Below are 21,517 nucleotides of genomic sequence, written 5' to 3' on the forward strand. Positions count from 1 at the left end.
AGCGCTTTAGCTAAAGCCAAATACCAACCATTCAATCAGTCCCTAACCAACGCTTACGCCACCAGAGTATATGCTGATTTTCTAGTGAAACTCAGAATATTAGCCAGTGTAGTTTGCCTTTCCAACAAAATGCAGGTTAACTTACAGGCATTGTTTAAGGCATAAGAATTTTTGAGCGTATGGATGACCTAGAGACTTGGCTAAACAGCAAATTGGCCATCACAATTTGTTTAATATTCTTCACCTTCTTAGTCCGCTATTTAGCCCTAAAACTCATTGGAAAAAAGCAACGAACTAACGGTAAAGATCATCGTGATTTGATTAGTAATTTCAAAAACTTTTTGCTGTTTATATTGGTATTGTTGCTATTTAATCTATGGGCAGGAGAGATTCAAAAATTTGCCTTCTCCTTAGCCGCATTTGCAGTAGCAATAGTCTTAGCCACCAAAGAGTTTATCCAATGCATTATTGGCTTTTTCTATCTTATGTCTACCAGACCATTTCGCGTGGGCGATTGGATTGAAGTAGACAATCATGCTGGAGAAGTGTCGCAAATTGACTGGATTAAAACCACGGTATTAGAAGTCAACATTGATACTTATCAATACACTGGCAAAACCCTCTCTATTCCCAATAACAAGCTAATTACCAGTGCCATTCAAAATTTAAACTTTATGAAGCGCTATGCGATACACAACTTTGTATTAGTGCGAGATAGCCATATCAACCCCTTTAGCTTTATCGCTCAGCTAAAAGAAAATGCCAGCCAATATTGTGCAGATTTCGAAGATGTCGCCTTACGCTACAATCAGATTATTGAGCACAAAATGGGGATCAGCATCACCGGTCCTAAGCCACAGATAGAGGTCGGCACCACTGACTTAGGCCATATTAAAATTGAGGTCACTATTTTTTGCCCCACCGACCAAACCATGGACATTGAACAAAAAATCACGGCCGACTTTTTTGAGTTTTGCCTGCAACACCATGCTCAAACAAGCCAAAACAATGCACTCAACGCCCCTAGTCTTGGCGAACCGCCCTAATAATGCCGCCTTTTATCAACAGGACTGCTAGCATCAAGCCCGTTTAGCTTCGAACCATTGCATGGCCTCGGCCAGCGTATACCGTGCAGTGTCGAATACCAGATAGCTAATGTGGCTAAAGCTAGTCTCTAACTTGACTATTTGCAGCGCTCCCTTAAAACCCACATCTGTCAGCTTCTTGATCACGTATTGCGGCGCTTGCTCATAAACAATGGTTAAAAAAGGCAGCTCATCGCCTGTGACTATTCCATGCTGGTTAAAGCTTTCAAGTGTCTCTGACAAAAGGTCAGAGTCCGTAAAGCTGATTATTTCGACGATTTCTTGCAACAACATCAATAACTCAATTCCATTTTAATCAACCACTTGCTTAGCAAAAATGATACTACTCCACTTCTGCTGACACGTTACATGCATTGGCGGTATGGGGTCAAATAAGAGTTTTCTGACTTGGTACTTTAATTGAAGCACTCAAATTTAATTGACAATAGAAACAATTGAACTATATTGCGTTAATTATCAATTAAACCTGAATGCTGCTATATGACTAGCATAAATAAATCGACGGTTTGCTTAAGCTTGCTATTCGCTATCTCTGCTTGTAATACCAATAAGCAGCTCACTGACCAAGATTACCCGCTGTATACTAGCTACAGCATTGAAAATCTCACCAACTACCCATTAAGCCTAAACAGCAGCTTAAACCCGCAATTAGCACCGCTGAGTATCGAACAGTTTCAAGGTACTATCGCGCCGGGGGAGCGCCGCAACATATTGGAATTAGTGGATATGAGCCAGGCCAGCAACCCACCTTCAACGAGCTTTAAGCAACTGAATGTTAAAGCCAACCTTGGCGAAGGTATGCGCACCGTGTACCAGCAAATTGACGACCAAGACTGGCAATATACACTGCCAGCAAACAGCAAAGAGAATTATCTGTTGCGTCTTGCTGATGCCGATCTTGCTCTCTAAGACTGAAAATTAAAGGGGCTTTGCCCGCTGTACCCACTTCGTTAAATTTGCTACCCTGCGCGGCCTTTTATAAGTATGAGGCGCCTACTGTGAGCCAATCTATTGCTGGTTTCGATTTCGGAACATCTAACTGTGCCGTAGGCATTATGCAAGGCCAACAAGCCACATTAGTCAATTTACCCGAACACGGTAGTTATATGCCCTCTACCTTGTTTGCGCCTCAATCAGAGATGATCTGCGGCTGGCTCTATCAGCAGCTTGAGCAACAAGGTAAAGCACAGCCATACAAGCAAGCGCGTGGTCAGCAATTAAGTGCCAGTTTACGCTCGTTAAAAGAACTCAAACTAGATGGTTACGATGAGCATTTAAGTTTTGGTCAACAAGCGCTTAAAGAATATCTCATCGACCCCGCCGATTGTTATTACGTACGCTCGCCCAAGTCTTTTTTGGGTGCTAGCGGCATCCGTGAACGTCAACAACAACAATTTGAAGATATCGCTGCTGCCATGATGTGGCATATTGCCGAGCAAGTGAAACAAACCGGCCAGGCTGAACTAGAAAAAGTGGTCATTGGTCGACCGGTTAATTTCCAAGGCTTAAATAGTGAACTGAGTAATCAACAAGCCATCAACATTTTGAGCAACGCAGCCTCTTTTGTGGGGTTCAAACAGCTTGAGTTTTTATATGAACCGATGGCTGCCGGCCTCAGTTACCAACAACAATTAAGCCACGAACAGCGCGTGTTGGTGATTGATATAGGGGGTGGAACTAGTGATATCTCGATGCTCACCATGGGGCCAAATTACTTGGCCACTAAAGACCATCAAAGCCTAGTGCTCGGCTACAACGGTGAGCGTATCGGCGGTAACGACTTTGACATTGCGCTAAATTTTGAGACCTTAATGCCCAGTTTAGGCGCGAAGCTTACACTGAGCAGCGGTCAACCGATGCCGATAAAGCCCTTTTGGGACGCGGCTGCCATTAACGACTTCCCAGCACAAGCCCGTTTCTATGAAAAAGATACGACTTTACTGCTACAACGCTTAATTAAAGAACCGCAGCTAGCACCGTTAAAAGGTTTATTACAGCTAAGCCAGGAGCGCTTAACTTATCAAATGAGCGCTTCAGCCGAGCAAGCTAAAATAGCCCTAAGCGAACATACTGAGACCCTTGTCGACCTTAGTTATCTCAATCAACAGTTATCGGTGAGCGTGAGCCTAGACGCCTACCGCCAAGCAGCCGAGCGTTTATTAAGTAACATCGCCAAATTAAGTGATGATGTTGTCGCCCAGGCAGGCTGCCAGCCAGAAGCCATTTTCTTAACCGGTGGTAGTGCTAACTCACCAATGATTAAACAATTCTTAGCGGATCGCTACGCAGCGCCATTAATTTGTGGTGATAATTTTGGCAGTGTCACCAGCGGCTTAACACTATGGGCAGACCATATCTTTGATACGGCTTAATGAGACCTAAGCATATGTTTTTATAACTGATACACTTGCGGGGCTAATTCAACCCTATTTTTACCCCGTTCTTTGGCGATATACAAAGCACCATCAGCGCGCGCAACTAAGGCTTCTGCACTACTGTCATACTCCGATAGCATCGCTAGTCCGATACTGACAGTGGTGCTAAACCGATGCTCTCCATGCACGATGCGGTAATCCGCCAAATGTTTGCGTACCCGCTCGGCTACCTGCATCGCTTGTTGTTGCGTAGAATTTGGAAGTAAAAGCAAGAATTCTTCGCCCCCCCAACGGGCTAAATAGTCTCCGTCCCGCAATACTTTTAAGCTTTCAATCGCAAATACCCTAAGCGCTTCATCTCCAGCAGGGTGGCCATAACGGTCATTAATTAACTTAAAGTTATCTATGTCTAAAAGCAGGCAACATAAAGGGCGTAGTGAGCGTTTACTGCTTGCGTACGCTTCAATTAAAGTAGCATTCATTGAGCGACGATTAATCAAGCCCGTTAGTGCATCATGATTCGCTTGAAACTCTAAGCGCCGCTGATGTTGATGCTGTTGGGAAACATCCATCATCACCGCTTGCACAGCGGGTTTATCCCCCCATCTCACCGGCGCTGCGGTTATCTGTAACCAAACCGATGTGCCGTCTCGGCGCACATATTCAACCACAAAGTTATTGGTGGCCGCTTGCCTTTCAATCAACTGCTCATGCGATTGCATGGCTTGCTGTTGGTTTGCCTCGGGGATCAGTGACAACAAAGAAGGCATGTTAAGAATGTCCTCAGGGCTGTCGTAACCAATTAAATCCACCAACGCTTGATTAGCATATAAGGGCTCAAAATCGCGATGTACCAATATTCCTTGGATCGACGTTTCTAACAATGAACGATAGCGCTGCTCACTTTCTTCTAGCCTTTTTTCTGCCGCCACTTGCTCGGAAACATCAATAATGGTGACCTGTATGGCAGGCTCTCCTTGCCAGTCGGTCAATTGATCAATAATCATTACCGAAAAACGTTTGCCTTGGCGGTTTCTATTTTCATACACTTTGGCTTTAGGTCTTGCGCTACCACACATAATCGCTTGGTTCGCGGCGATGGCCTCTTGGTGATCTTCAGTACTAATTAAAGATAGCAATGAGGGAAGAGCCAGAACTTGCTCGGCGTTATCATAACCAAAAAGGTGCGCGTAACTTTCATCGACATATAAGGGAACAAAGTCTCGATGAATTGCAACACCATAATAACTGCGAAGACCGCGTACTTTTGCCATTAATGCCTTAGCCTATCTATTTAAGTTAAAGCGTAGTCAGGCTGGCTGACTAACTCAAATATTCACACTGACTATCACTTTATCAATACGACTGTTAAAGTAAAGTTAAGCTATGGACGGCAACCAAGAGTATCAATGTGTTGAAAATCATCTACCCGATATTGCTAGCAACCCTCGCTAGCCAACTAATCGCCTTTTCCGTATATGCCCAGGAGATTAATGCCACTCGCGAAGCAAACGCCGGCCCTCGGTTAAACATGCAACTTAATGTTGAAGTGATAGGGATTGAGCAAGCGGCCTTACAATCGGCGCAAGCGCTAGACAGTATCGCTGAAAGTATCAATCATCTCGCGACAAATCCGGAACTAACACCTCAGCAACAACAGCAATTTGAAGACACGCTGTTGGCGGTTACACAACTCAGCACTCAATTAAACAGTAGCCTTCAACAATTGCCAAATACCGTCTCTCAAAGCACCCAGCCCATCGTAGAATTAGCAGACGATTTATCCAATAAAATTCAGCTGTGGGTACTCATTATATTGGCAGCGTTGGTCGTGCTTATCATCGTGGCGCTACTGGCCATCTACTTTAGTGTGCTCGCTCCCACAAGTAGAGCGGTTATCACCGCCACCAGCCAGCTTAATCAGCTGGCGTCCAGCTTAAAAACTACCGCGCAATTAGTGGAGCAAACCACTGCACAGAATCAAGTATTACTGATGCGCTTAGATAAAACCAAGCCTCAGAGCTTTGCCCAAAAAATTAAACGCCATGAATAAAAACGCTAGCCAAATAGCTAGCGTTTTTATTTAGCATTAAGGACTACTCACCCAAAAAACCACCGGTTTGATGCGCCCATAACTGGCTATAGATCCCCTTGCCTTGAATCAGTTCAGCATGCGTGCCTTGTTCAATAATCTCACCCTTGTCCAATACAATTAAGCGGTCCATAGCCGCAATAGTTGATAAACGGTGAGCTATTGCTATCACTGTTTTACCTTCCATTAATTGATTTAGACTGGTTTGAATAGCCGCTTCTACTTCTGAATCTAAGGCCGATGTCGCTTCATCCAACACCAAAATAGGAGCATCTTTAAGCAATACCCGAGTAATCGCGATCCGCTGTCGTTGCCCTCCGGAGAGTTTTACTCCGCGCTCACCAACATGGGCATCATAACCAGTGCGGCCACTTTGGTCTGTTAAACCCAAAATAAAATCGTGAGCTTTGGCTTGTTTTGCTGCGGCGAGCATTTGCGCCTCGCTAGCATCAGGACGACCATACAAGATGTTATCGCGCACCGACCGATGCAACAATGAGGTGTCTTGTGTGACCATGCCTATTTGCGCGCGCAAGCTGTCTTGGGTCACTTGGCTAATATCTTGGTCATCGATTAAGATTGCCCCGCCTTCTACATCATGAAAACGGAGCAACAGGTTGACTAAGGTGGTTTTGCCTGCGCCCGAACGCCCTACCAAACCAATTTTCTCCCCCGCTTTAATGCTGAGATTAAGCTGCTCAATCACCCCCGTTTTTTCGCCATAGTGAAAACGAATATCGCGATAATGGATCCGGCTTTCAGTTACGCGTAATGGCTTAGCATCTACTTGATCGGTAATGGTTTGGGCCACCGTTAGTGTTGCCATGCCATCGGCCACCGTGCCAATATTTTCAAACAACGAGCCAATTTCCCACATGATCCACTGCGCCATACCGTTTAAACGCAATACCAAGGCAATGGCTATAGCGATTGCCCCAACTGAAATATCACCCACCATCCACAAATATATGGAGAGAAAAGCAATACTAAAGGTGAGTAGGTAATTAGCCATTTGCACTGACACATTTAAGTAGGTCACCAAACGCATTTGTTTATGGACGGTAAGCAAAAATTCTTCCATGCCCTCTTGCGCATAGTCGGCTTCACGCTGGCTATGAGAGAACAACTTTACCGTAGCAATGTTGGTGTAACTATCAACGATGCGACCACTCATCAATGAACGAGCATTGGCTTGCTCAGTAGATATTTTTTTTAATTTAGGCACAAACACTAACTGAATACTGATGTAAACCAGCAACCAAATCAGCATTGGCCAAATCAGCCTTAAATCAGCCTGCGCCACCAGCACTACCATCGAGGTGAAATACACAATCACATAGACCGAGAGGTCTAAGAGCTTCATGACGGTTTCACGCACTGACAGAGCCGTTTGCATCACTTTAGTGGCGACTCTTCCCGCAAAATCATTCGCAAAAAAAGTGACACTTTGGCGCAATAAATAGCGGTGAGCTGACCAGCGAATCGCCATCGGAAAATTGCCAAGCAACGCTTGGTGAATCAATAAAGAGTAAGCTAGAGTCAGCAGAGGCATGATAACTAACAACATTAACCCCATGCCCCACAAGGTGGATGCTTCGTCACTTAATAAAGTGTTGGGGTCTTTAGTACTTAACCAATCAACCAGCTTGCCCATAAAGCCAAACAATGCAACTTCACATACTGCAATTAGCGCAGCCAACACAGCCATCAGTAATAAGGGCGCAACCATACCCTGACAATAGTGCCGACAAAATTGGTATAAACCTTTTGGGGGTTGGTTAGGCTCTTGTTTCGGAAACGCTACCGTGAGCCGCTCAAAAAAACTAAACATCAAGCAATCCTTGCGATAAATCGCGGAGATATAAATTACAAATACTACTTACTACTTTAACGCACTTTATCAGTGAGACGCAGTATTGCTGAGCATAAAACGACAATTAACTAATTCTCGATGAACATCAGAATAAAAACCATAAAAAAGGCTGAAACCAGACGTTCCAGCCTTTGCCATCAAAGTGCGGGGGTAAAGAGGTTTACTGGCTTATATTAAGCTCGGTTTGTGGGAAAAAGTTAGCCCACACTATCCAAAAAATACCCGCTTTAAGTGTTTCCACTCGCTTTAGCTGTTCGCCATTTTCTAAGTTACCCGCAAAATCTAAACCTATTACTGGCTGCTGATTTGGATTATAAAACACCCCTAAGCTTTGCATCTCTTGATCGTAATTAACCACAATGGTTTGCCCTTCAGCTTCAATACTCACTAAGCCACCTTGGCTGCGTAAAAACGCTTCGGTATAGGCAAAATAACTCTCCCCTATATTAAACGCCCACACTAATTGCTTACTGGGTAAGCGTTCGTCTACATGTTTAATCGTGGGAAATATGGGTTTTTCCATTTTATGTTGTGCATTGATGGCCAGGCCAAAAATCAGTTCAATCATACGGTCGTAAACATAAACCACTGGGTTTCGCCAAAATGGTGGCCGTAAACCTTTTTCAAGGTAATCATTTACAAACACTAAGCCATTAGGGTAAGCCTGTTTAAACTTGGCAAACGGCATTCTAAAGGTAGCCACCTGCTGCATTTCGCCAGCATTACCGGCCGTTACATCACATTCTTTACGGCCCCACAGCTGCTGGATTGGTTGGTCGGTATTCGCGTCAGCCATCACCAAATTATTTTCTAGCTGTAACACTGGGCGAAGTGACAAAGCTTGACCATTAATTTCAGGTACAACAGCCATACCTAAATTGGTTAAACCGCAATAGGTCATCACGACATTTGCCGGGCCGTCGGAACGATCACCAACCACATGGGGACGAACCAATTGTTTATCAGAATGCGCACGTGCTTGGCCAGCGTATTCATAAACAATCACACTTTCATCATCGTGATAGTACTGCTGCGCTTGCTCGGTATTAACAAATACCGCATTGTCTTGGCGGGCACGCATCATAAAATCTGGGTTTATTGCGCCAGAGAAAAACATCAGCAAAATGACCACACTGATTACCAGCATCATCATTAACGGGATATGACTCGCTAAAACCAGCCACAATCCCCAAGCAAGCACCAAGCTTAGCAAGGTGTTTCGGCTCAAACGTTTTCGTTGATGCCAAGCTCGCATGGTTTTACTGCGTGTAGACTTAACCACCCACTGGCCAAAATCCCCCAGCTCCATAAAAATAATAAACGCGAAATATAAGGACGCCGCTAAGCCCGCTCCGATTAATAAACTCGTAAACATAAACACCTCTGCTCTATCATTCATTCAATTGCAGCTAGCTTAATGTGAAGGAAGTAGCGGAAAAACCGACGACAATACAACTTATTGTTGCATATAATGGAACAACGACAGCCCGCAAGGATCGCGATATGAATTTAGAAGATATGGAACTATTTGTTAATCTAGCCGAGCAAGGTAGCTTTACTAAGGCAGCCGACGCGACGGGGATCCCTAAATCCACGATTAGTCGCCGAATCACCAATCTAGAAAAACACCTTGGGGTGCAACTGCTAGCGCGAACGACTCGCAGCCTGAGCTTAACCGAAGTAGGTAACAACTACTTACAGGGCTGCGAGCAACTTATTCAACAAGCTAAACAGTTAGAGCACGATACTCAGCAGCAAAACGACCAGCCAAGTGGCACCTTAAGTATTTTCATCCCCAATACGCTGCTACGCATATTCTGGCCGGTAGTGATAGACATGATTAATGACTACCCAGAATTAAAATTTGAAGCGTTTAGCAGCGAAGGTCGCCAAGAAGAGCAAACATCGACCCGTTACGACATCATGTTTCATGTAGACGAACCAAAGGATTCATCCTTAATCGCCCGACGTATTACCACCATTAAGTACGATTACTACGCCAGCCCCAAATATATTGCGCAACACGGTTTACTTCAGCATCCTAGTGACGTGAACAAGCACCGAATTATTTTTAACTCTGTCTCTCAATCACCCACTCACTTTTGGCGCTTTGAGCACCAGGGCGAGCTTGTGCTGCAATCCATATCACCATTTTTTAGTGTGCAAAACCCTGAATTAGGCTTAGATTTGTGTTTACAAGACAAGGGAGTTGCTCTAGTTCCTGATATGCTGTCTAAGGGTTTAGTACAACAAGGCAAATTAGTTAAAGCTTATGCACATCCGCAGCAACTTAGCGGCTACCTCTATGCTATTTACCACTCTCGTAAGTATTTACCAGCCAAAGTGGCTATATTTATAGAAAAACTACAAGCTTTTATGGAACACAAATAGCCGTACTTCCACTCGGTGAGCGTAGCGCTCACCTATGAGGCGATCTCCCGTATTGACTAAACCCCATCTATTTACGCCGTGATTAAGCCAATTAGTGGAACAATCATTCCCAGCTAACAGGCTTATTCTGCAATAGCAAAGTTCATATGATGCCTCCATCAACATGACTTACTGCAGGAACTTACCATGAACATCAAATCATCATTGTACGCACTTATCTTCGCTGGTCTTATTTCAAGCTCGGCTCACGCCGCAACCGTTCAGCTAAAAGATGGCCGTTCTTTGCAAGGCGCCATCGTGTCGCAAAATGCAGAAACGCTGGTCTTAGATTTAAACGGTATTGAGGTAAAGCTCCCTACCGCCCAAATTGCCAATATTAGTTTCAGTGACAACTTAAATGATAACAACACCATCAGCAGCTTTACCGACAGCAACCAAACAGAAGCCGCTAACACAGACGCGAGTCCAATTGAGCCCGCAGAAGTCCCCGCTGGCACCGTGATAACGGTGCGCATGAGTGAAGGTGTAAATACTCGCCAGCACGAAACAGGCCAGCGCTTCACAGGCACCTTAGAAGCCAACTTAATGTCGGGTGATACGGTGGTAGCCAAGCGTGGTAGCACCGTTTATGGTGAGCTAAGTGAAGTAAAAAAAGCGGGCCGAGTAGCAGGCTCAGCCAGTATGAGCATCACTCTAACTAGTGTGTTAATAAACGACCAAATGCATGATATTCAAACCGATTCATTAAGCTCTAATGGCTCAAACACCGCCGGAGACACCGTCGGTAAAACGGCTCGGGCAGCCGCTATTGGTGGGTTAATAAATGGCAGCAGTGGAGCCAAAAACGGGGCAAAAGTAGGGGTGGGCGCATCGCTTATTACTCAAGGTAACGATATAGAACTGCCAAAAGATAGTCTTATTGAGTTTACCCTAGCAGCCCCTCTAGTTGGCTAAACTAAGCTACTCGGCGGGAGGTAACTCTCCTGCCTGTTGCAAACTAAAGGCAGTAGCTGGCTCTGTTTTATCTAACAACTTCTCTACTTTTTTAATTTGTTCCAAAGCGGCAGAATCTTTACGGTAGCTTAAATACACTGGCCGCAACCAAGCCTCTGAGTGCGCTACCGTGAACAACTGCTGGGACTCGAGAAAAGGCTCCACAATGGATGCGGGTAAATAACAAGCTCCGCCTTTTTCCAATATAAAATCTAAGGCTATTCGTCCGGTTGAGGTACGTAAAAAGGGGGGTGGCATTTTACTATGGCGAGTCGCATGTTCAGAGGCAAAGCGGGTCCCCCAATCAACATATACATAGCCCTGCTCTAAAGCCTGCTGCTGATTTTTGGGCTGGGTCGATACCAACATCAACTCCAAATCGGCGACTTTCTTACAGGCTAATTCATCTGATTTTAAAGGATCAACCCCGACCCCTATATCTAAGGTTCGTTCTATTAAGGCGCGATTCATATGCTCCCTACCTAGAGTTTCTGCGGTAAATGCATAGCCCTCAAAATGCTCGGTAACCACACTTAGGCCGTTTTGCAAATAGGCATCCCATACATTAGGTGTACCGGCAAGAGTAAGCTGAATAGCGTGGGCTTGAGTGAGTAATAGTTCCGCTTTAGATTGCTCAAGAGTTCGCACCATGTTTTCCGCATAGGCAATCAAGCGCTCCCCAGAGCTGGTTAATTTAATGGCATTACGATCACGGATAAATAAAGGCGCATCAAAAAAAATTTCAAGCTGCTTAATTCGGGCGCTTACCGCAGCCTGAGTGATATATAAATTTTCTGCCGCTCGCCCAAAGTGTTTTTCTTTAGCCACTTCTAGAAAGGTGCGAAATACTTTTACATCCATAGGGTTATCTCTTTGCTCTAGTGCTTGCGAGATTAACAAACAAAAATTGTTCTTACGACAAAAACTATTCGTTTTCATATTTGCCCAATAGTCTCTACCTTGCAGCCAACTTAGCTGCGCTGCTTAGCCAGCCTTTTTCCTGAATAAGTTGGAGTAACGGTAATGACGACTGATTTTCGCTTTGGAAAAAAACGTTTCTACGATGATCTGAAATTTAAACGCGGTTTTAGTAAATCCGGTGATTTCACCCTGCTAGAGTCTGAGTTACTAAGCTTATTTGGTGAAACCATGAAGGCCCTTGAAACCGGTGAACTGCTGCCTGAAGGCAACCAAGAACAACGGTTCTTGCTGGTCACCAGCTTACAGCTAGAGCCGAGTAGCAAACTAGAAAAACTATGGATGAAATATAAGACATTGGCTTATTCAAGGCGTCGCTTTCATACCTTAAATAGCAACGCAAAATCGCCCGGCGGTAAACATCACATCGCTGAAGAAATATTTATTGATGATGACGACTAAACTAAACACGGCATCAGCTCATACCATTAAGGAATTACCATGCGTATAGCCATTTTATCTCGCGGAGAAAACCTCTACTCCACTCGTCGCTTAAAAGAGGCTGGTGAAGCCCGTGGCCATCAAGTAGATATCATAGATACCTTACACTGCTATATGGACATAACTAGCAGTAAACCCACGGTTCGCTACAACGGTGAGGTACTGCCTAACTACGATGCGGTCATCCCACGGATTGGTTCATCAATTACTTTTTATGGTACAGCGGTGGTTCGTCAGTTTGAAATGATGGGTACCTTTTGTGTCAATGAATCGGTTGCCATTAGCCGTTCACGCGATAAGTTGCGCTCACTACAATTATTGTCACGTAAAGGCATTGGTTTGCCACGCACCGGCTTTGCCAGCAAGCCTGACAAGATTCAAGATCTAATTAAAAATGTAGGTGGAGCGCCGCTAGTGATTAAGTTGCTTGAAGGCACGCAAGGCATTGGTGTTGTACTGGCCGAAACCAATAAAGCCGCCGAAAGTGTGATTGAAGCCTTTATGGGCTTAAAAGCCAACATTTTGGTACAAGAGTTTATTAAAGAAGCCGGGGGGGCCGATATTCGCTGCTTAGTAGTCGGAGGCAAAGTCGTCGCCGCTATGAAGCGCCAAGCGGCAGAGGGTGAGTTTCGTTCTAACTTACACCGCGGCGGCGCAGCACAGTTGGTCCGCTTGAGCAAAGAAGAGCGAGCCACTGCTGTTAATGCGGCAAAAGCCATGGGTTTAAACTTATGTGGTGTAGATATTTTGCAATCTAATAATGGTCCAGTGGTGATGGAAGTGAACTCTTCGCCAGGTTTAGAAGGCATAGAAACATCCACCAAAAAAGATGTAGCAGGCATGGTATTTGAGTTTATTGAAAAAAATGCCAAACCCTTCGCCACTAAAACTCGTGGTAAAGGCTAATAGCATTAGGACTAAAGCGTTAAGAGGCTAACGATGATCATTGCTGGAATAGAAGTAAAACCGGGTGAACATAAACAAATAGAAATTCCGGTAGCGAAACTATATACCGATACCAATATTTCTATTCCAGTGCATATCACCCGCGCAAAACGGGCGGGCCCAACGGTATTTATCAGCGCGGCAGTGCATGGTGATGAGCTAAATGGCATCGAAATTATTCGTCGCTTAACGCGCTCCCCTAGTTTTAAGCTGACCAAGGGCTGCTTAATTGCTGTGCCCATGGTAAATATTTATGGGGTACTTAACCAAAGCCGCTATATGCCTGATCGGCGTGACTTAAACCGCTGCTTTCCAGGCTCTGAAAAAGGATCGTTAGCGGGCCGTTTGGCACACATTTTTTTAAGCGAAATAGTGGCGCAATGTGACTACGGCATTGATTTACACACCGGCGCGATTCATCGCTCAAATTTGCCACAAATCAGGGCTAATTTGAAAGATCCTGAGACTAAGCTCTTAGCCGAGGCCTTTGGTGTACCGGTTTTATTAAACGCCGATTTACGTGATGGTTCGTTACGTGAATCCGCGGTAAATAACGGAACCAAAATCTTGCTTTATGAAGCCGGAGAAGCCTTACGCTTTGATGAATTATCGATTCAAAGTGGAGTAAAAGGCATTTTAAAAGTACTGTCGCATTTAGGTATGATTAAGAAGCGGCGCAGTAGCAAAAAAGCGCCGCCTTACATTGCCTACAGTAGTTCGTGGTTACGCGCGTCTGCTAGTGGCATTGTCAGTGAATATGCCCAATTAGGGGATCTGGTGGAAGAGGGGGATATATTGGCTGACATTTATAGCCCTTTTGGCAAGCTGATCAACCAAGTAACGGTTAAGCGCTCGGGTATTGTGATTGGCAAACAAAACATCCCCTTGGTGCAAGAAGGCGATGCCATGTATCACCTCGCCTATTTTGGCGCCGACCAAGACGAAGTGGCAGAGCAAATAGAAACCCTGCAAGAGTCAATTAAGCCCCTAGATAACGGCTTAGTACAATAAGGTAAAGTAATGAGCATTAACGAGATCTTATTAAGCGCTTTAGCCCTAATCGGCTTCATGGCTGGCCAAACTAAACTCAACCAATTGGTGCTAAAAATTGGGCAGGAACGTAGTATTGCCAAAGCGCGGATTCACTACGTAACTTGGGTATTGCGTAGTATTATGGCCTTAGTATTACTGATGATTCTCAGCATCATTAGTGATGTTGGCTTTAATGACTTCGGGGTATTTTTTTCCTCGGTATTTGCAGTTATCGGCGTTGCTTTATTTGCCCAATGGTCAATTTTGAGTAATGTAACTGCCAGTATCATTGTGTTTTTCTTCTTCCCTTATCGGGTGGGTCACCAAGTTAAAATCTTAGATGGTGACAACTCCATTGAGGGGCGCCTAGAAGAAATTACCTTGTTTCACGTTATTTTGGTCGACGAGAACGGTGCTAAACTCACCTTCCCTAATTCGATGGTATTTCAAAAAGCGGTGGTGATTAGCGCCGAACAGAAAACGCAGCTTGATGCAGACCAACCGATTGAAACGCCAACAAGCACGGAGGAAAAAGCCAATGGCTAAGTTAATCATTGGCAACCTAGAAACCTGCCATTTACCCGAACTCGGCATTAGCGAACTACCCGTTCGCATTGACACTGGAGCTAAAACCTCATCTTTGCATGTGGATAATATTGAACGTAAAAAAATCAAGGGTAAGCCACATATTAGCTTTGATTTGCATCCAGATATTTATAACTTGGAGCAAGTTTGCCGATGTTCGGCGCCTATCTTTGATACGCGCCGCGTAAAATCATCTAATGGCGAAGTAGAGCAGCGTTATGTGATTCAAACCGCGTTCCAGTTAGGTGAGCAAACTTGGCCTATTGAGATAACCTTAACCAATCGCCAAGATATGAGTTACTTAATGTTATTAGGGCGCCAAGGCATGGGTGATAAAGTATTAGTAGACCCTTCGCAAAGTTTTCTAGTTGATTCTGCCGGCTAAAATGGCCGCAGAAAGGACCGTATACGCACTAACAAATACCGACAGGGAGCAACAACATGACTAACGAAGTTACGCCAAGCTCCAACCAACAAATATTTGATGGTCACCATGATGAAGCCCTAAGTCGAGTCCTTGAAACACTTAACTCAAGCACCGATGAGCAAGATTTAAGCTTTGTCGGCCAATACGATAATGCGGTCTTGGCTAACCTGGTTGAATCACTCCCAGAGGCTTATCGTCAGCAGGTTTGGCCTTACATTGAAACAAAGCGTAACTGGGAAATATTGCACCTACTGCAATACGAAACGGTAAAGCACCTATTTAGTCAACTTGGCGAGCAACAATTAAACGATCTGCAACACTATATCAGTGATGCAGAAATTGTTGAATTTGCTGATTTTCTTCCAGAGAAAATGGTCGATATTTATCTGGAACAACAAGATGAGCTGACCACTTCACAGCTGCAAGATGCACTAAGCTATGAAGACGAACAAATTGGCCGTTATGTCGATACCCATATACTACGTGCCCGCCCCAATTCTAGCGTGCAACGGATTAAACAGCGCTTAGCTGACAAAGCCGACAAACACGTCGCCATTTATTTGGTAGACGCTAATGGACAGTTTCACGGTGCCTGCAGTATGACTGACATAAGCAACGCGGCCGATGCGACACGTTTAGCGGAAATCTGCCAAAGCATTGAGGTGTTCGACCACCAGCAAATGCTCAGTGACGTAGCTATGTCGGTGAATATTGTGCCCGGTCATGCTTGGCATCCGGTGCAAAAAGACGGCAAAATTGTTGGCGCTATTGCCCTTTCTAATCTAGTGCAATGGCTACAAGAAAAAAGTTTAGATGTGGTGATTAACGACGGCCCTTCTGATGAGGAAGACTTGTTCACACCGGTGCCAACAGCAGCCAAAATGCGTGCTATTTGGCTCACGACCAACTTAGCCACTGCCTTTTTGGCTTCATGGGTCATTGGCTTATTTGAAGGTGCCATACAGCAACTGGTGGCGTTGGCTATTTTAATGCCAGTAGTCGCCAGTATGGGTGGCATCGCTGGTAGCCAAACCTTGGCGGTAGCACTGCGTGGTATTGCCCTTAATCACTTACAGCAAAGCAACCTTAAGCTTCTGTTAAATAAAGAACTTAAGATTGCTGCCTTTAACGGTTTAATGCTCGGTTTGGTGATTGCAGCAGTGGTGAGTTTTTGGTTTGATTCCGTGCCATTAGGTGTAGTGATCTTCATAGCAATTGTATTAAATAGCTTAGCGGCAGCAGCCTCAGCGACCTTAATACCGTTTGTATTGAAAAAAATGAACATAGATCCTGCAGTAGCGGGCTCTGTAATTTTAACTACCGTCACCGACATAGTGGGTTTCGTCGCATTTTTAGGGCTAGCTTCGCTTTTTTTAATTCGCTAAGCCACGCGTAAATCTAGGGACACATAGATGATTAGAACTTGGTTAAGCCGCGACGACGGTTCGCCTAGCTTGGGCGATGCAAGCCAGATAGACAGTTGGTCATCACAAGCTAGTCACAGCATTTGGATCGATATTGATTTACAAGCGATGACACAGCTCGATGCCGAACAACTGTTAAAACGCTTCAATTGCCACTCCTTAGCAATAACCGACGTATTTCGCAGCCGTCACCCGCCTAAAATTGAGCTATTTGATGAGCAAGTATTCATCATGTATCGGGGCATTCAACAGTGCTTAGGCGAACTAAAATTCGACCATATGCAACTGGCCATGTTTGCTGGTAACAACTACCTTATCACTGTTCATCAAGGCCAATCACAAGGCATAGAAAACTTAATCAACCAAGGTTTTAATAAATACTTACAGGCTCCCTTGAGTTTAGCCTGTCGAATAATGCATAGCGCTTCAAACTTATATTTAAACCAGCTGTTAGAGTTTGAAGACCATTTAAGCGAATTAGAAGAAAAAATTAGCCGCCATGGCGACGATCAATTGTTAGCCGCTATTACCCTGCAAAAAACCGATATATTGCGACTAAATCGAATTTTTAATTATCACCTTAGCGTCAGTAAAAAGCTGGTTAATTTGCAGTCAGAACAAAGCGTTACCAACATAACTATCGACCAGCCGGTATTACAAGACTTGCACGAACGTTTCGAACGCCTACATAGCTTAACGACCATGTATTATGAGATCTGTGGGGATTTAGTCGACGGTTACTTATCGATTAGCTCACATAAGCTCAATAACACCATGCGTGTATTGACATTGATTACCGCGATATTTGTGCCACTAAGCTTTTTAGCTGGCATCTACGGCATGAACTTTGAAGTCATTCCTGAGCTACACCACCCCAATGGCTACTTCATCTTGTTGGGCAGTATGCTGTCAATTGCGATAGCGTTAATTGCATTATTTAAATGGAAGCGCTGGTTTTAAGCGTTAGACGTTACGCTATAGACAACTGGAAAAACTATTGGTAAATGATAAGCTGCTTAACAATTAAGCGTGCAACTTGGAACAAAAATGAAACGATTAATCTTAGTCACATCGCCACCGGCCAGTGGTAAAACCTATATTTCTAAACAGTTGGCCAAGGCGCTTAAGCATGTTGTTTATCTCGACAAAGACACGCTGATTGTACTGTCGCATCAAATATTCAAACTGGCCAACGCTGAAGTAAATCGCAGTTCTGATTTCTTTGAACAGCATATTCGCAACTACGAGTACCAAGCGACTTTAGCCTTGGCCATGGAAGCCTTAGATTACGACGACATCGTGTTAATTAACGCACCTTTTACTCGAGAAATAAGAGATACCGCCTATATCGATAACTTGAAAAGTCAACTGCTTGAAAAAAATGCCCGACTCACCGTGGTATGGGTTGAAACCGACGTAGACGTGGTGAAACAACGGATGATTGAGCGAGACTCTCCTAGAGACACTTGGAAATTAGAAAACTGGGATGAGTATATTAAAGGCGTTGATTTCTCGATACCTCATTGCATTGATAATCCGGAAGTGGTGGACGATTTACTGCTGTTTAAAAATTCCAACCAAGCACAGTATCAGCAGTCTATGCAACAGATACTGTCGGTCTTAGAGGCGAGTCATAAGCCTTAAGTGGTAGGTTACTGCCTAGCCTTCCCACATTACATTGCATTGCTCTTTAGCCGCTGCGCTTAATAATTCAATCAAGGGTAATGCGCGGGTACTTAGGCTAACAGGCGGCTCAACATAGGTATCTGGGTCATCTTCAGTTTGATGTTGAGCTTGCGCTTTTATCTCTTTGTCGATGGCCGTTTTTAGCTGGCTGAGTGCCGCTGGCACATCTTCAGCTCGAAGCGCACCAGGCACTGTTCCACTGTGGCCCATCATCTTCAACAAATGCAGTCCTACCTCACCAAACATGGTCACCTTGGCATAGGCTTTACAGCTAAATGTAATTAACATACTCATCGTTATCCTCTTGGCTATAAGCATAAAGCTTAACGCTGAATACAAACAATAACCTGAACCCAGCATACAATATTGTGATTTTTCAGTCATCGCGACATTTTGCTAACTTTAGCTAGCCAATCAAACTTGACCTAGCGCTTGAGCAATAATGTCGAATACTCGCCGCACTCTAAGGCTAGTTCGTAATTCTTGATGGCATACTAGCCATAAAGGGAGGCGCATGGCTGGCCCCAGGTGTTCAAAAGCACGCTGCAAGTGCGGGTCCTTATCACCCATATCTTGAGGGAAAAACATCAGGCCCAGTCCTTCTTTACACAAACCCAGCTGTAATAGCTGAAATGAAGTAATCAATTGAAAATTCTGTTTTGTCAGCTGCCAACCTTGTTGATTGAGAACCTTTGATACCGCGCTCGTTCGGTCAAAACCGATAAGCTGAATGTCACTGAAATTGCTGATATCTGAGAATGCGGGCAACTGTTCCAAATAGCCTTTGGTTCCGTAGAGCCAAATACGCTCTTCTCCAAGCTTCTTAGCAATCAGATCATGCTGCGTTGGACGAAAATTGCGAATCGCGATATCGGCTTCCCTTCGCTTTAGATCGCTGGTTTGATTGGTAACGATGACTTCAAGGTCTATTCCCGGTTCTTGTTGTCGCAATCTAGCGATGATTTTAGGTAAACGAAACACTGCATCTAACTCTCCAACGGAAATGGTCACTGAACCTTCAAGTTGTTGAGATTGTCCGCTAGCCGCTAAAGAAAACTGCAAGGCTGCATTTCCCATGGCGCGTGCATGCTCTAATAGTTCTAGGCCACTTTCAGTTAACACCAAGCGTTGCCCCACCCGTTCAAATAAGCTGACTGCTAGCTCCGCTTCGAGTGCCGCCACCTGACGGCTCAGCGTTGGCTGCGTCATATTCAAGGCTTTAGCTGCGGCGGATAAAGTGCCTTCTTCTGCGGTGACCAAAAATGCTCTCGTGTTGTTCCAATCGAATTTAGCTGACTTCCAGTTCATACGAAAATGCATACTTATTATACTAATTTAGCCAATTTACCTTCTATTTACGTATAAGTATAGTGAGGCCACATCATTGATAATGGGAGAACAAAACGATGACTACTCTGGTCGTTGGGGCTAGCGGGGCAACCGGTCAGTTGTTAGTTGAGCAATTGCTCAAACAAGGGCAAAAAGTAAAAATTATCGTCCGCTCAGTGGGATATTTATCTGACGCATTAATCCACAATCAGCAACTTTCGATTACCCAAGCCAATCTCTTAGACATGAGCGATACAGAACTACACCACCACGTATCAGGCTGCCAAGCGGTCGCTTCATGCCTTGGTCACAACTTAACGTTGCACGGAATGTTTGGCCAACCACAGCGACTCGTTAGTGATAGCGTTCAGCGATTATGCATGGCGATAGAGAGAAGCAAGCCCGCCTCTCCAGTAAAGTTTCTACTGATGAATACAAGCGGTAATGTAAACATACCAGCAGGCGAAACAATATCGACTGCACAATCCTTTATTATAGGGTTAATAAGAATGCTCTTACCCCCGCATGCCGACAACGAAGAAGCGGCGGCGTATCTGCAGTCGCATTTTAGCACCAGCCACAATAGCATCGAATGGGCGGCAATCAGACCTGATAGCCTAGTGAACAACGATGTGGTCACTCAATACGATGTGTATTCATCGCCAATACGCAGTGCAATTTTTGATGCAGGTAAAACCAGTCGAATCAATGTGGCCCACTTCATGACGCAACTGATCATCAACGAGCTAATCTGGCAACAATGGAAAGGCCAATGGCCCGTTATTTATAATGCGTCTAATTAACATGGTTTACTGACGAGAACACAAAGACCCAGCATGAAGAGGATAGTCCTGCTCTGCCCTACAACCTTGTAATAGCGACTAACGGTACAGTTAATCGCTATGGGATTAACCGTCTACTACTCTAGCTCTAAGTACACCTTGTCGAGTAGCGACATCGCCAAGTCATTATCGTAATAGGCAGCTTCGTTAATAAACGCCGGATACACCGTTTTCTCACCCTGGTAGCAAATATCTTCACCCGTAAAGGTGCGGAATATTGGGTCTCCAGACTTTATCGCTTTAAAGTCATTGTCTTGCACATTGCTATGCACCATAGCCAGGCGTTCACCCTGGTCATCTAGCGGCAGTTTAATACTATCGAGATATAAAAAGGCTTCTACTTGCTTGGGTAGTTCCGGGACTTGCTGCTGATTGTGTAACTCAACAAAATCGAGAATATGGCCAGTCATGTTTTCCATTTGCTCAAGAATATCTTGACGCAATACTGATTGTGGCTGCGGGCCAACTTCAACCAACACCCCGTATTTTCCACAGCTGGCCAAAAAGCGATGGTTGGCTAAATCGTCTTCTGGCTCATCTAAAAATACCACTGCCTCGGGCATTTGTAGTTTCACATACGCCGCCAGTTGTTTGTAAAACGGCGTTGGCTCGAGCAAGATTAAGGTGGGCCCCATATTAGAGGTGGTGTTATGTAAATCAATCACCAAGTCCATATTGGGGCTGGCTTTGGGGCCTAGCTGCTGATGTAATACTTTGGCTCGCGACTGCTCGTAGTTACTTAAGCTAAGATCGTTCAGTTCGGACATTGTAAACTGTCGATTAAGATCGGCATCGATATAACGCTTGTTTTCGCCATAAGCTTTGGGGTTAGCAAATACGGTGTCTACGCTGATGCTAGGGCGGGAGATAAGTTCGGGAGATTGCTGCCACTTGTTGAGTAAATAAATACCGCTGAATTCGTTTCCATGCGTACCGCCAACGATAGCGACTGTGCTAATTTTAGACAAAGCAAACTTTCCTTTAAGCTATTGAGCAAA

Annotated in this window: 23 protein-coding genes; 15 read left to right on the plus strand and 8 right to left on the minus strand. The window is 44.6% G+C overall.

The genetic code is table 11. From position 1 onward, the window contains the following. Nucleotides 1-179: 179 nt before the first annotated feature. On the plus strand, nt 180-1,046 hold the full coding sequence (locus tag M0C34_RS19340; protein WP_248713290.1) for a mechanosensitive ion channel family protein: 867 nt from the start codon (nt 180-182) through the stop codon (nt 1,044-1,046). Nucleotides 1,047-1,079: 33 nt separating this feature from the next. On the opposite strand, the gene M0C34_RS19345 is transcribed toward M0C34_RS19340, so the two are convergent. Further along, nucleotides 1,080-1,379: a hypothetical protein gene (locus tag M0C34_RS19345; protein WP_248713291.1), complete on the minus strand. Its 300-nt coding sequence runs from the start codon at nt 1,377-1,379 to the stop codon at nt 1,080-1,082. Nucleotides 1,380-1,586: 207 nt separating this feature from the next. Here M0C34_RS19345 and M0C34_RS19350 point away from each other — a divergent pair, with 207 nt between their 5' ends. Both M0C34_RS19350 and yegD read left to right on the plus strand, forming a co-directional pair. Then, nucleotides 1,587-2,015 (plus strand): hypothetical protein, encoded by a 429-nt coding sequence (locus tag M0C34_RS19350; protein WP_248713292.1) that lies wholly within the window; start codon nt 1,587-1,589, stop codon nt 2,013-2,015. Nucleotides 2,016-2,104: 89 nt separating this feature from the next. Further along, nucleotides 2,105-3,478: a molecular chaperone gene (gene yegD / locus M0C34_RS19355; RefSeq protein WP_248713293.1), complete on the plus strand. Its 1,374-nt coding sequence runs from the start codon at nt 2,105-2,107 to the stop codon at nt 3,476-3,478. A 20-nt stretch (nt 3,479-3,498) separates the two neighbouring features. On the opposite strand, the gene M0C34_RS19360 is transcribed toward yegD, so the two are convergent. Next, nucleotides 3,499-4,755, minus strand: a complete 1,257-nt coding sequence (locus M0C34_RS19360; RefSeq protein ID WP_248713294.1) for a sensor domain-containing diguanylate cyclase — start codon at nt 4,753-4,755, stop codon at nt 3,499-3,501. Nucleotides 4,756-4,892: 137 nt separating this feature from the next. On the opposite strand from M0C34_RS19360, the gene M0C34_RS19365 reads away from it, so the two are divergent. Then, complete coding sequence (locus M0C34_RS19365; RefSeq protein ID WP_248713295.1) at nt 4,893-5,534, plus strand: hypothetical protein; 642 nt, start codon at nt 4,893-4,895, stop codon at nt 5,532-5,534. Nucleotides 5,535-5,577: 43 nt separating this feature from the next. Here M0C34_RS19365 and M0C34_RS19370 read toward each other — a convergent pair whose 3' ends face one another. Further along, complete coding sequence (locus tag M0C34_RS19370) at nt 5,578-7,404, minus strand: ABC transporter ATP-binding protein (protein WP_248713296.1); 1,827 nt, start codon at nt 7,402-7,404, stop codon at nt 5,578-5,580. Between the two features lie 202 nt (nt 7,405-7,606). Then, nucleotides 7,607-8,845, minus strand: coding sequence for a DUF3179 domain-containing (seleno)protein (locus M0C34_RS19375; protein WP_248713297.1), 1,239 nt, complete (start codon nt 8,843-8,845; stop codon nt 7,607-7,609). Between the two features lie 104 nt (nt 8,846-8,949). On the opposite strand from M0C34_RS19375, the gene M0C34_RS19380 reads away from it, so the two are divergent. Further along, complete coding sequence (locus tag M0C34_RS19380; RefSeq protein ID WP_248713298.1) at nt 8,950-9,837, plus strand: LysR family transcriptional regulator; 888 nt, start codon at nt 8,950-8,952, stop codon at nt 9,835-9,837. A 186-nt stretch (nt 9,838-10,023) separates the two neighbouring features. After that, entirely contained in the window at nt 10,024-10,791 is a 768-nt protein-coding gene (locus M0C34_RS19385; RefSeq protein WP_248713299.1) for a hypothetical protein, read from the plus strand. 6 nt (nt 10,792-10,797) lie between these two features. Here M0C34_RS19385 and M0C34_RS19390 read toward each other — a convergent pair whose 3' ends face one another. Beyond that, the gene (locus M0C34_RS19390; RefSeq protein ID WP_248713300.1) at nt 10,798-11,769 is read right to left on the minus strand and encodes a LysR family transcriptional regulator; all 972 of its coding nucleotides are present in this window, start codon (nt 11,767-11,769) and stop codon (nt 10,798-10,800) included. Nucleotides 11,770-11,853: 84 nt separating this feature from the next. On the opposite strand from M0C34_RS19390, the gene M0C34_RS19395 reads away from it, so the two are divergent. The 8 genes from M0C34_RS19395 to M0C34_RS19430 all read left to right on the plus strand — a co-directional run bounded on the left by M0C34_RS19395 (nt 11,854) and on the right by M0C34_RS19430 (nt 18,306). Then, nucleotides 11,854-12,210: a MaoP family protein gene (locus M0C34_RS19395; protein ID WP_248713301.1), complete on the plus strand. Its 357-nt coding sequence runs from the start codon at nt 11,854-11,856 to the stop codon at nt 12,208-12,210. Between the two features lie 39 nt (nt 12,211-12,249). Continuing rightward, nucleotides 12,250-13,155 carry a 30S ribosomal protein S6--L-glutamate ligase gene (gene rimK, locus M0C34_RS19400; RefSeq protein WP_248713302.1) on the plus strand — a complete coding sequence of 302 codons (906 nt, stop codon included), beginning with the start codon at nt 12,250-12,252 and terminating at the stop codon, nt 13,153-13,155. A gap of 33 nt (nt 13,156-13,188) precedes the next feature. Beyond that, nucleotides 13,189-14,205, plus strand: coding sequence for a succinylglutamate desuccinylase/aspartoacylase family protein (locus M0C34_RS19405; protein WP_248713303.1), 1,017 nt, complete (start codon nt 13,189-13,191; stop codon nt 14,203-14,205). 9 nt (nt 14,206-14,214) lie between these two features. Further along, on the plus strand, nt 14,215-14,772 hold the full coding sequence (locus M0C34_RS19410; protein ID WP_248713304.1) for a mechanosensitive ion channel domain-containing protein: 558 nt from the start codon (nt 14,215-14,217) through the stop codon (nt 14,770-14,772). After that, a complete protein-coding gene (locus tag M0C34_RS19415) occupies nt 14,765-15,196 on the plus strand; it encodes an ATP-dependent zinc protease family protein (RefSeq protein WP_248713305.1) in 432 nt (143 codons plus the stop codon). Before M0C34_RS19410 ends, M0C34_RS19415 begins: the two co-directional genes overlap by 8 nt. Before the next feature lie 56 nt (nt 15,197-15,252). Further along, nucleotides 15,253-16,623, plus strand: coding sequence for a magnesium transporter (locus M0C34_RS19420; protein ID WP_248713306.1), 1,371 nt, complete (start codon nt 15,253-15,255; stop codon nt 16,621-16,623). A 27-nt stretch (nt 16,624-16,650) separates the two neighbouring features. Further along, a complete protein-coding gene (locus M0C34_RS19425) occupies nt 16,651-17,622 on the plus strand; it encodes a magnesium transporter CorA family protein (RefSeq protein WP_248713307.1) in 972 nt (323 codons plus the stop codon). A gap of 87 nt (nt 17,623-17,709) precedes the next feature. After that, complete coding sequence (locus M0C34_RS19430; RefSeq protein WP_248713308.1) at nt 17,710-18,306, plus strand: P-loop nucleotide/nucleoside kinase family protein; 597 nt, start codon at nt 17,710-17,712, stop codon at nt 18,304-18,306. A 15-nt stretch (nt 18,307-18,321) separates the two neighbouring features. On the opposite strand, the gene M0C34_RS19435 is transcribed toward M0C34_RS19430, so the two are convergent. Then, on the minus strand, nt 18,322-18,642 hold the full coding sequence (locus M0C34_RS19435; RefSeq protein WP_371923093.1) for a DUF1840 domain-containing protein: 321 nt from the start codon (nt 18,640-18,642) through the stop codon (nt 18,322-18,324). A gap of 120 nt (nt 18,643-18,762) precedes the next feature. Next, on the minus strand, nt 18,763-19,656 hold the full coding sequence (locus M0C34_RS19440) for a LysR family transcriptional regulator (protein ID WP_248713309.1): 894 nt from the start codon (nt 19,654-19,656) through the stop codon (nt 18,763-18,765). Nucleotides 19,657-19,754: 98 nt separating this feature from the next. On the opposite strand from M0C34_RS19440, the gene M0C34_RS19445 reads away from it, so the two are divergent. Continuing rightward, a complete protein-coding gene (locus tag M0C34_RS19445) occupies nt 19,755-20,480 on the plus strand; it encodes an NAD(P)-dependent oxidoreductase (RefSeq protein ID WP_248713310.1) in 726 nt (241 codons plus the stop codon). Between the two features lie 116 nt (nt 20,481-20,596). Here the strand turns inward: M0C34_RS19445 and M0C34_RS19450 are convergent, their stop codons facing one another. Beyond that, complete coding sequence (locus M0C34_RS19450) at nt 20,597-21,487, minus strand: aspartoacylase (protein WP_248713311.1); 891 nt, start codon at nt 21,485-21,487, stop codon at nt 20,597-20,599. Between the last annotated feature and the right edge of the window lie 30 nt (nt 21,488-21,517).

The organism is Agarivorans sp. TSD2052 (assembly GCF_023238625.1).
GTDB lineage: Bacteria > Pseudomonadota > Gammaproteobacteria > Enterobacterales > Celerinatantimonadaceae > Agarivorans.

Coding starts and splice junctions, on each gene's coding strand:
- M0C34_RS19345 (WP_248713291.1), bottom strand. CDS start 1,379: ATGTTGTTGCAAGAAATCGTCGAAATAATCAGCTTTACGGACTCTGAC.
- M0C34_RS19395 (WP_248713301.1), top strand. CDS start 11,854: ATGACGACTGATTTTCGCTTTGGAAAAAAACGTTTCTACGATGATCTG.
- M0C34_RS19415 (WP_248713305.1), top strand. CDS start 14,765: ATGGCTAAGTTAATCATTGGCAACCTAGAAACCTGCCATTTACCCGAA.
- M0C34_RS19430 (WP_248713308.1), top strand. CDS start 17,710: ATGAAACGATTAATCTTAGTCACATCGCCACCGGCCAGTGGTAAAACC.
- M0C34_RS19425 (WP_248713307.1), top strand. CDS start 16,651: ATGATTAGAACTTGGTTAAGCCGCGACGACGGTTCGCCTAGCTTGGGC.
- M0C34_RS19410 (WP_248713304.1), top strand. CDS start 14,215: ATGAGCATTAACGAGATCTTATTAAGCGCTTTAGCCCTAATCGGCTTC.
- rimK (WP_248713302.1), top strand. CDS start 12,250: ATGCGTATAGCCATTTTATCTCGCGGAGAAAACCTCTACTCCACTCGT.
- M0C34_RS19385 (WP_248713299.1), top strand. CDS start 10,024: ATGAACATCAAATCATCATTGTACGCACTTATCTTCGCTGGTCTTATT.
- M0C34_RS19375 (WP_248713297.1), bottom strand. CDS start 8,845: ATGAATGATAGAGCAGAGGTGTTTATGTTTACGAGTTTATTAATCGGA.
- M0C34_RS19435 (WP_371923093.1), bottom strand. CDS start 18,642: ATGAGTATGTTAATTACATTTAGCTGTAAAGCCTATGCCAAGGTGACC.
- M0C34_RS19360 (WP_248713294.1), bottom strand. CDS start 4,755: ATGGCAAAAGTACGCGGTCTTCGCAGTTATTATGGTGTTGCAATTCAT.
- M0C34_RS19405 (WP_248713303.1), top strand. CDS start 13,189: ATGATCATTGCTGGAATAGAAGTAAAACCGGGTGAACATAAACAAATA.
- M0C34_RS19440 (WP_248713309.1), bottom strand. CDS start 19,656: ATGAACTGGAAGTCAGCTAAATTCGATTGGAACAACACGAGAGCATTT.
- M0C34_RS19445 (WP_248713310.1), top strand. CDS start 19,755: ATGACTACTCTGGTCGTTGGGGCTAGCGGGGCAACCGGTCAGTTGTTA.
- M0C34_RS19340 (WP_248713290.1), top strand. CDS start 180: ATGGATGACCTAGAGACTTGGCTAAACAGCAAATTGGCCATCACAATT.
- M0C34_RS19370 (WP_248713296.1), bottom strand. CDS start 7,404: ATGTTTAGTTTTTTTGAGCGGCTCACGGTAGCGTTTCCGAAACAAGAG.
- M0C34_RS19390 (WP_248713300.1), bottom strand. CDS start 11,769: ATGAAAACGAATAGTTTTTGTCGTAAGAACAATTTTTGTTTGTTAATC.
- M0C34_RS19350 (WP_248713292.1), top strand. CDS start 1,587: ATGACTAGCATAAATAAATCGACGGTTTGCTTAAGCTTGCTATTCGCT.
- M0C34_RS19420 (WP_248713306.1), top strand. CDS start 15,253: ATGACTAACGAAGTTACGCCAAGCTCCAACCAACAAATATTTGATGGT.
- M0C34_RS19380 (WP_248713298.1), top strand. CDS start 8,950: ATGAATTTAGAAGATATGGAACTATTTGTTAATCTAGCCGAGCAAGGT.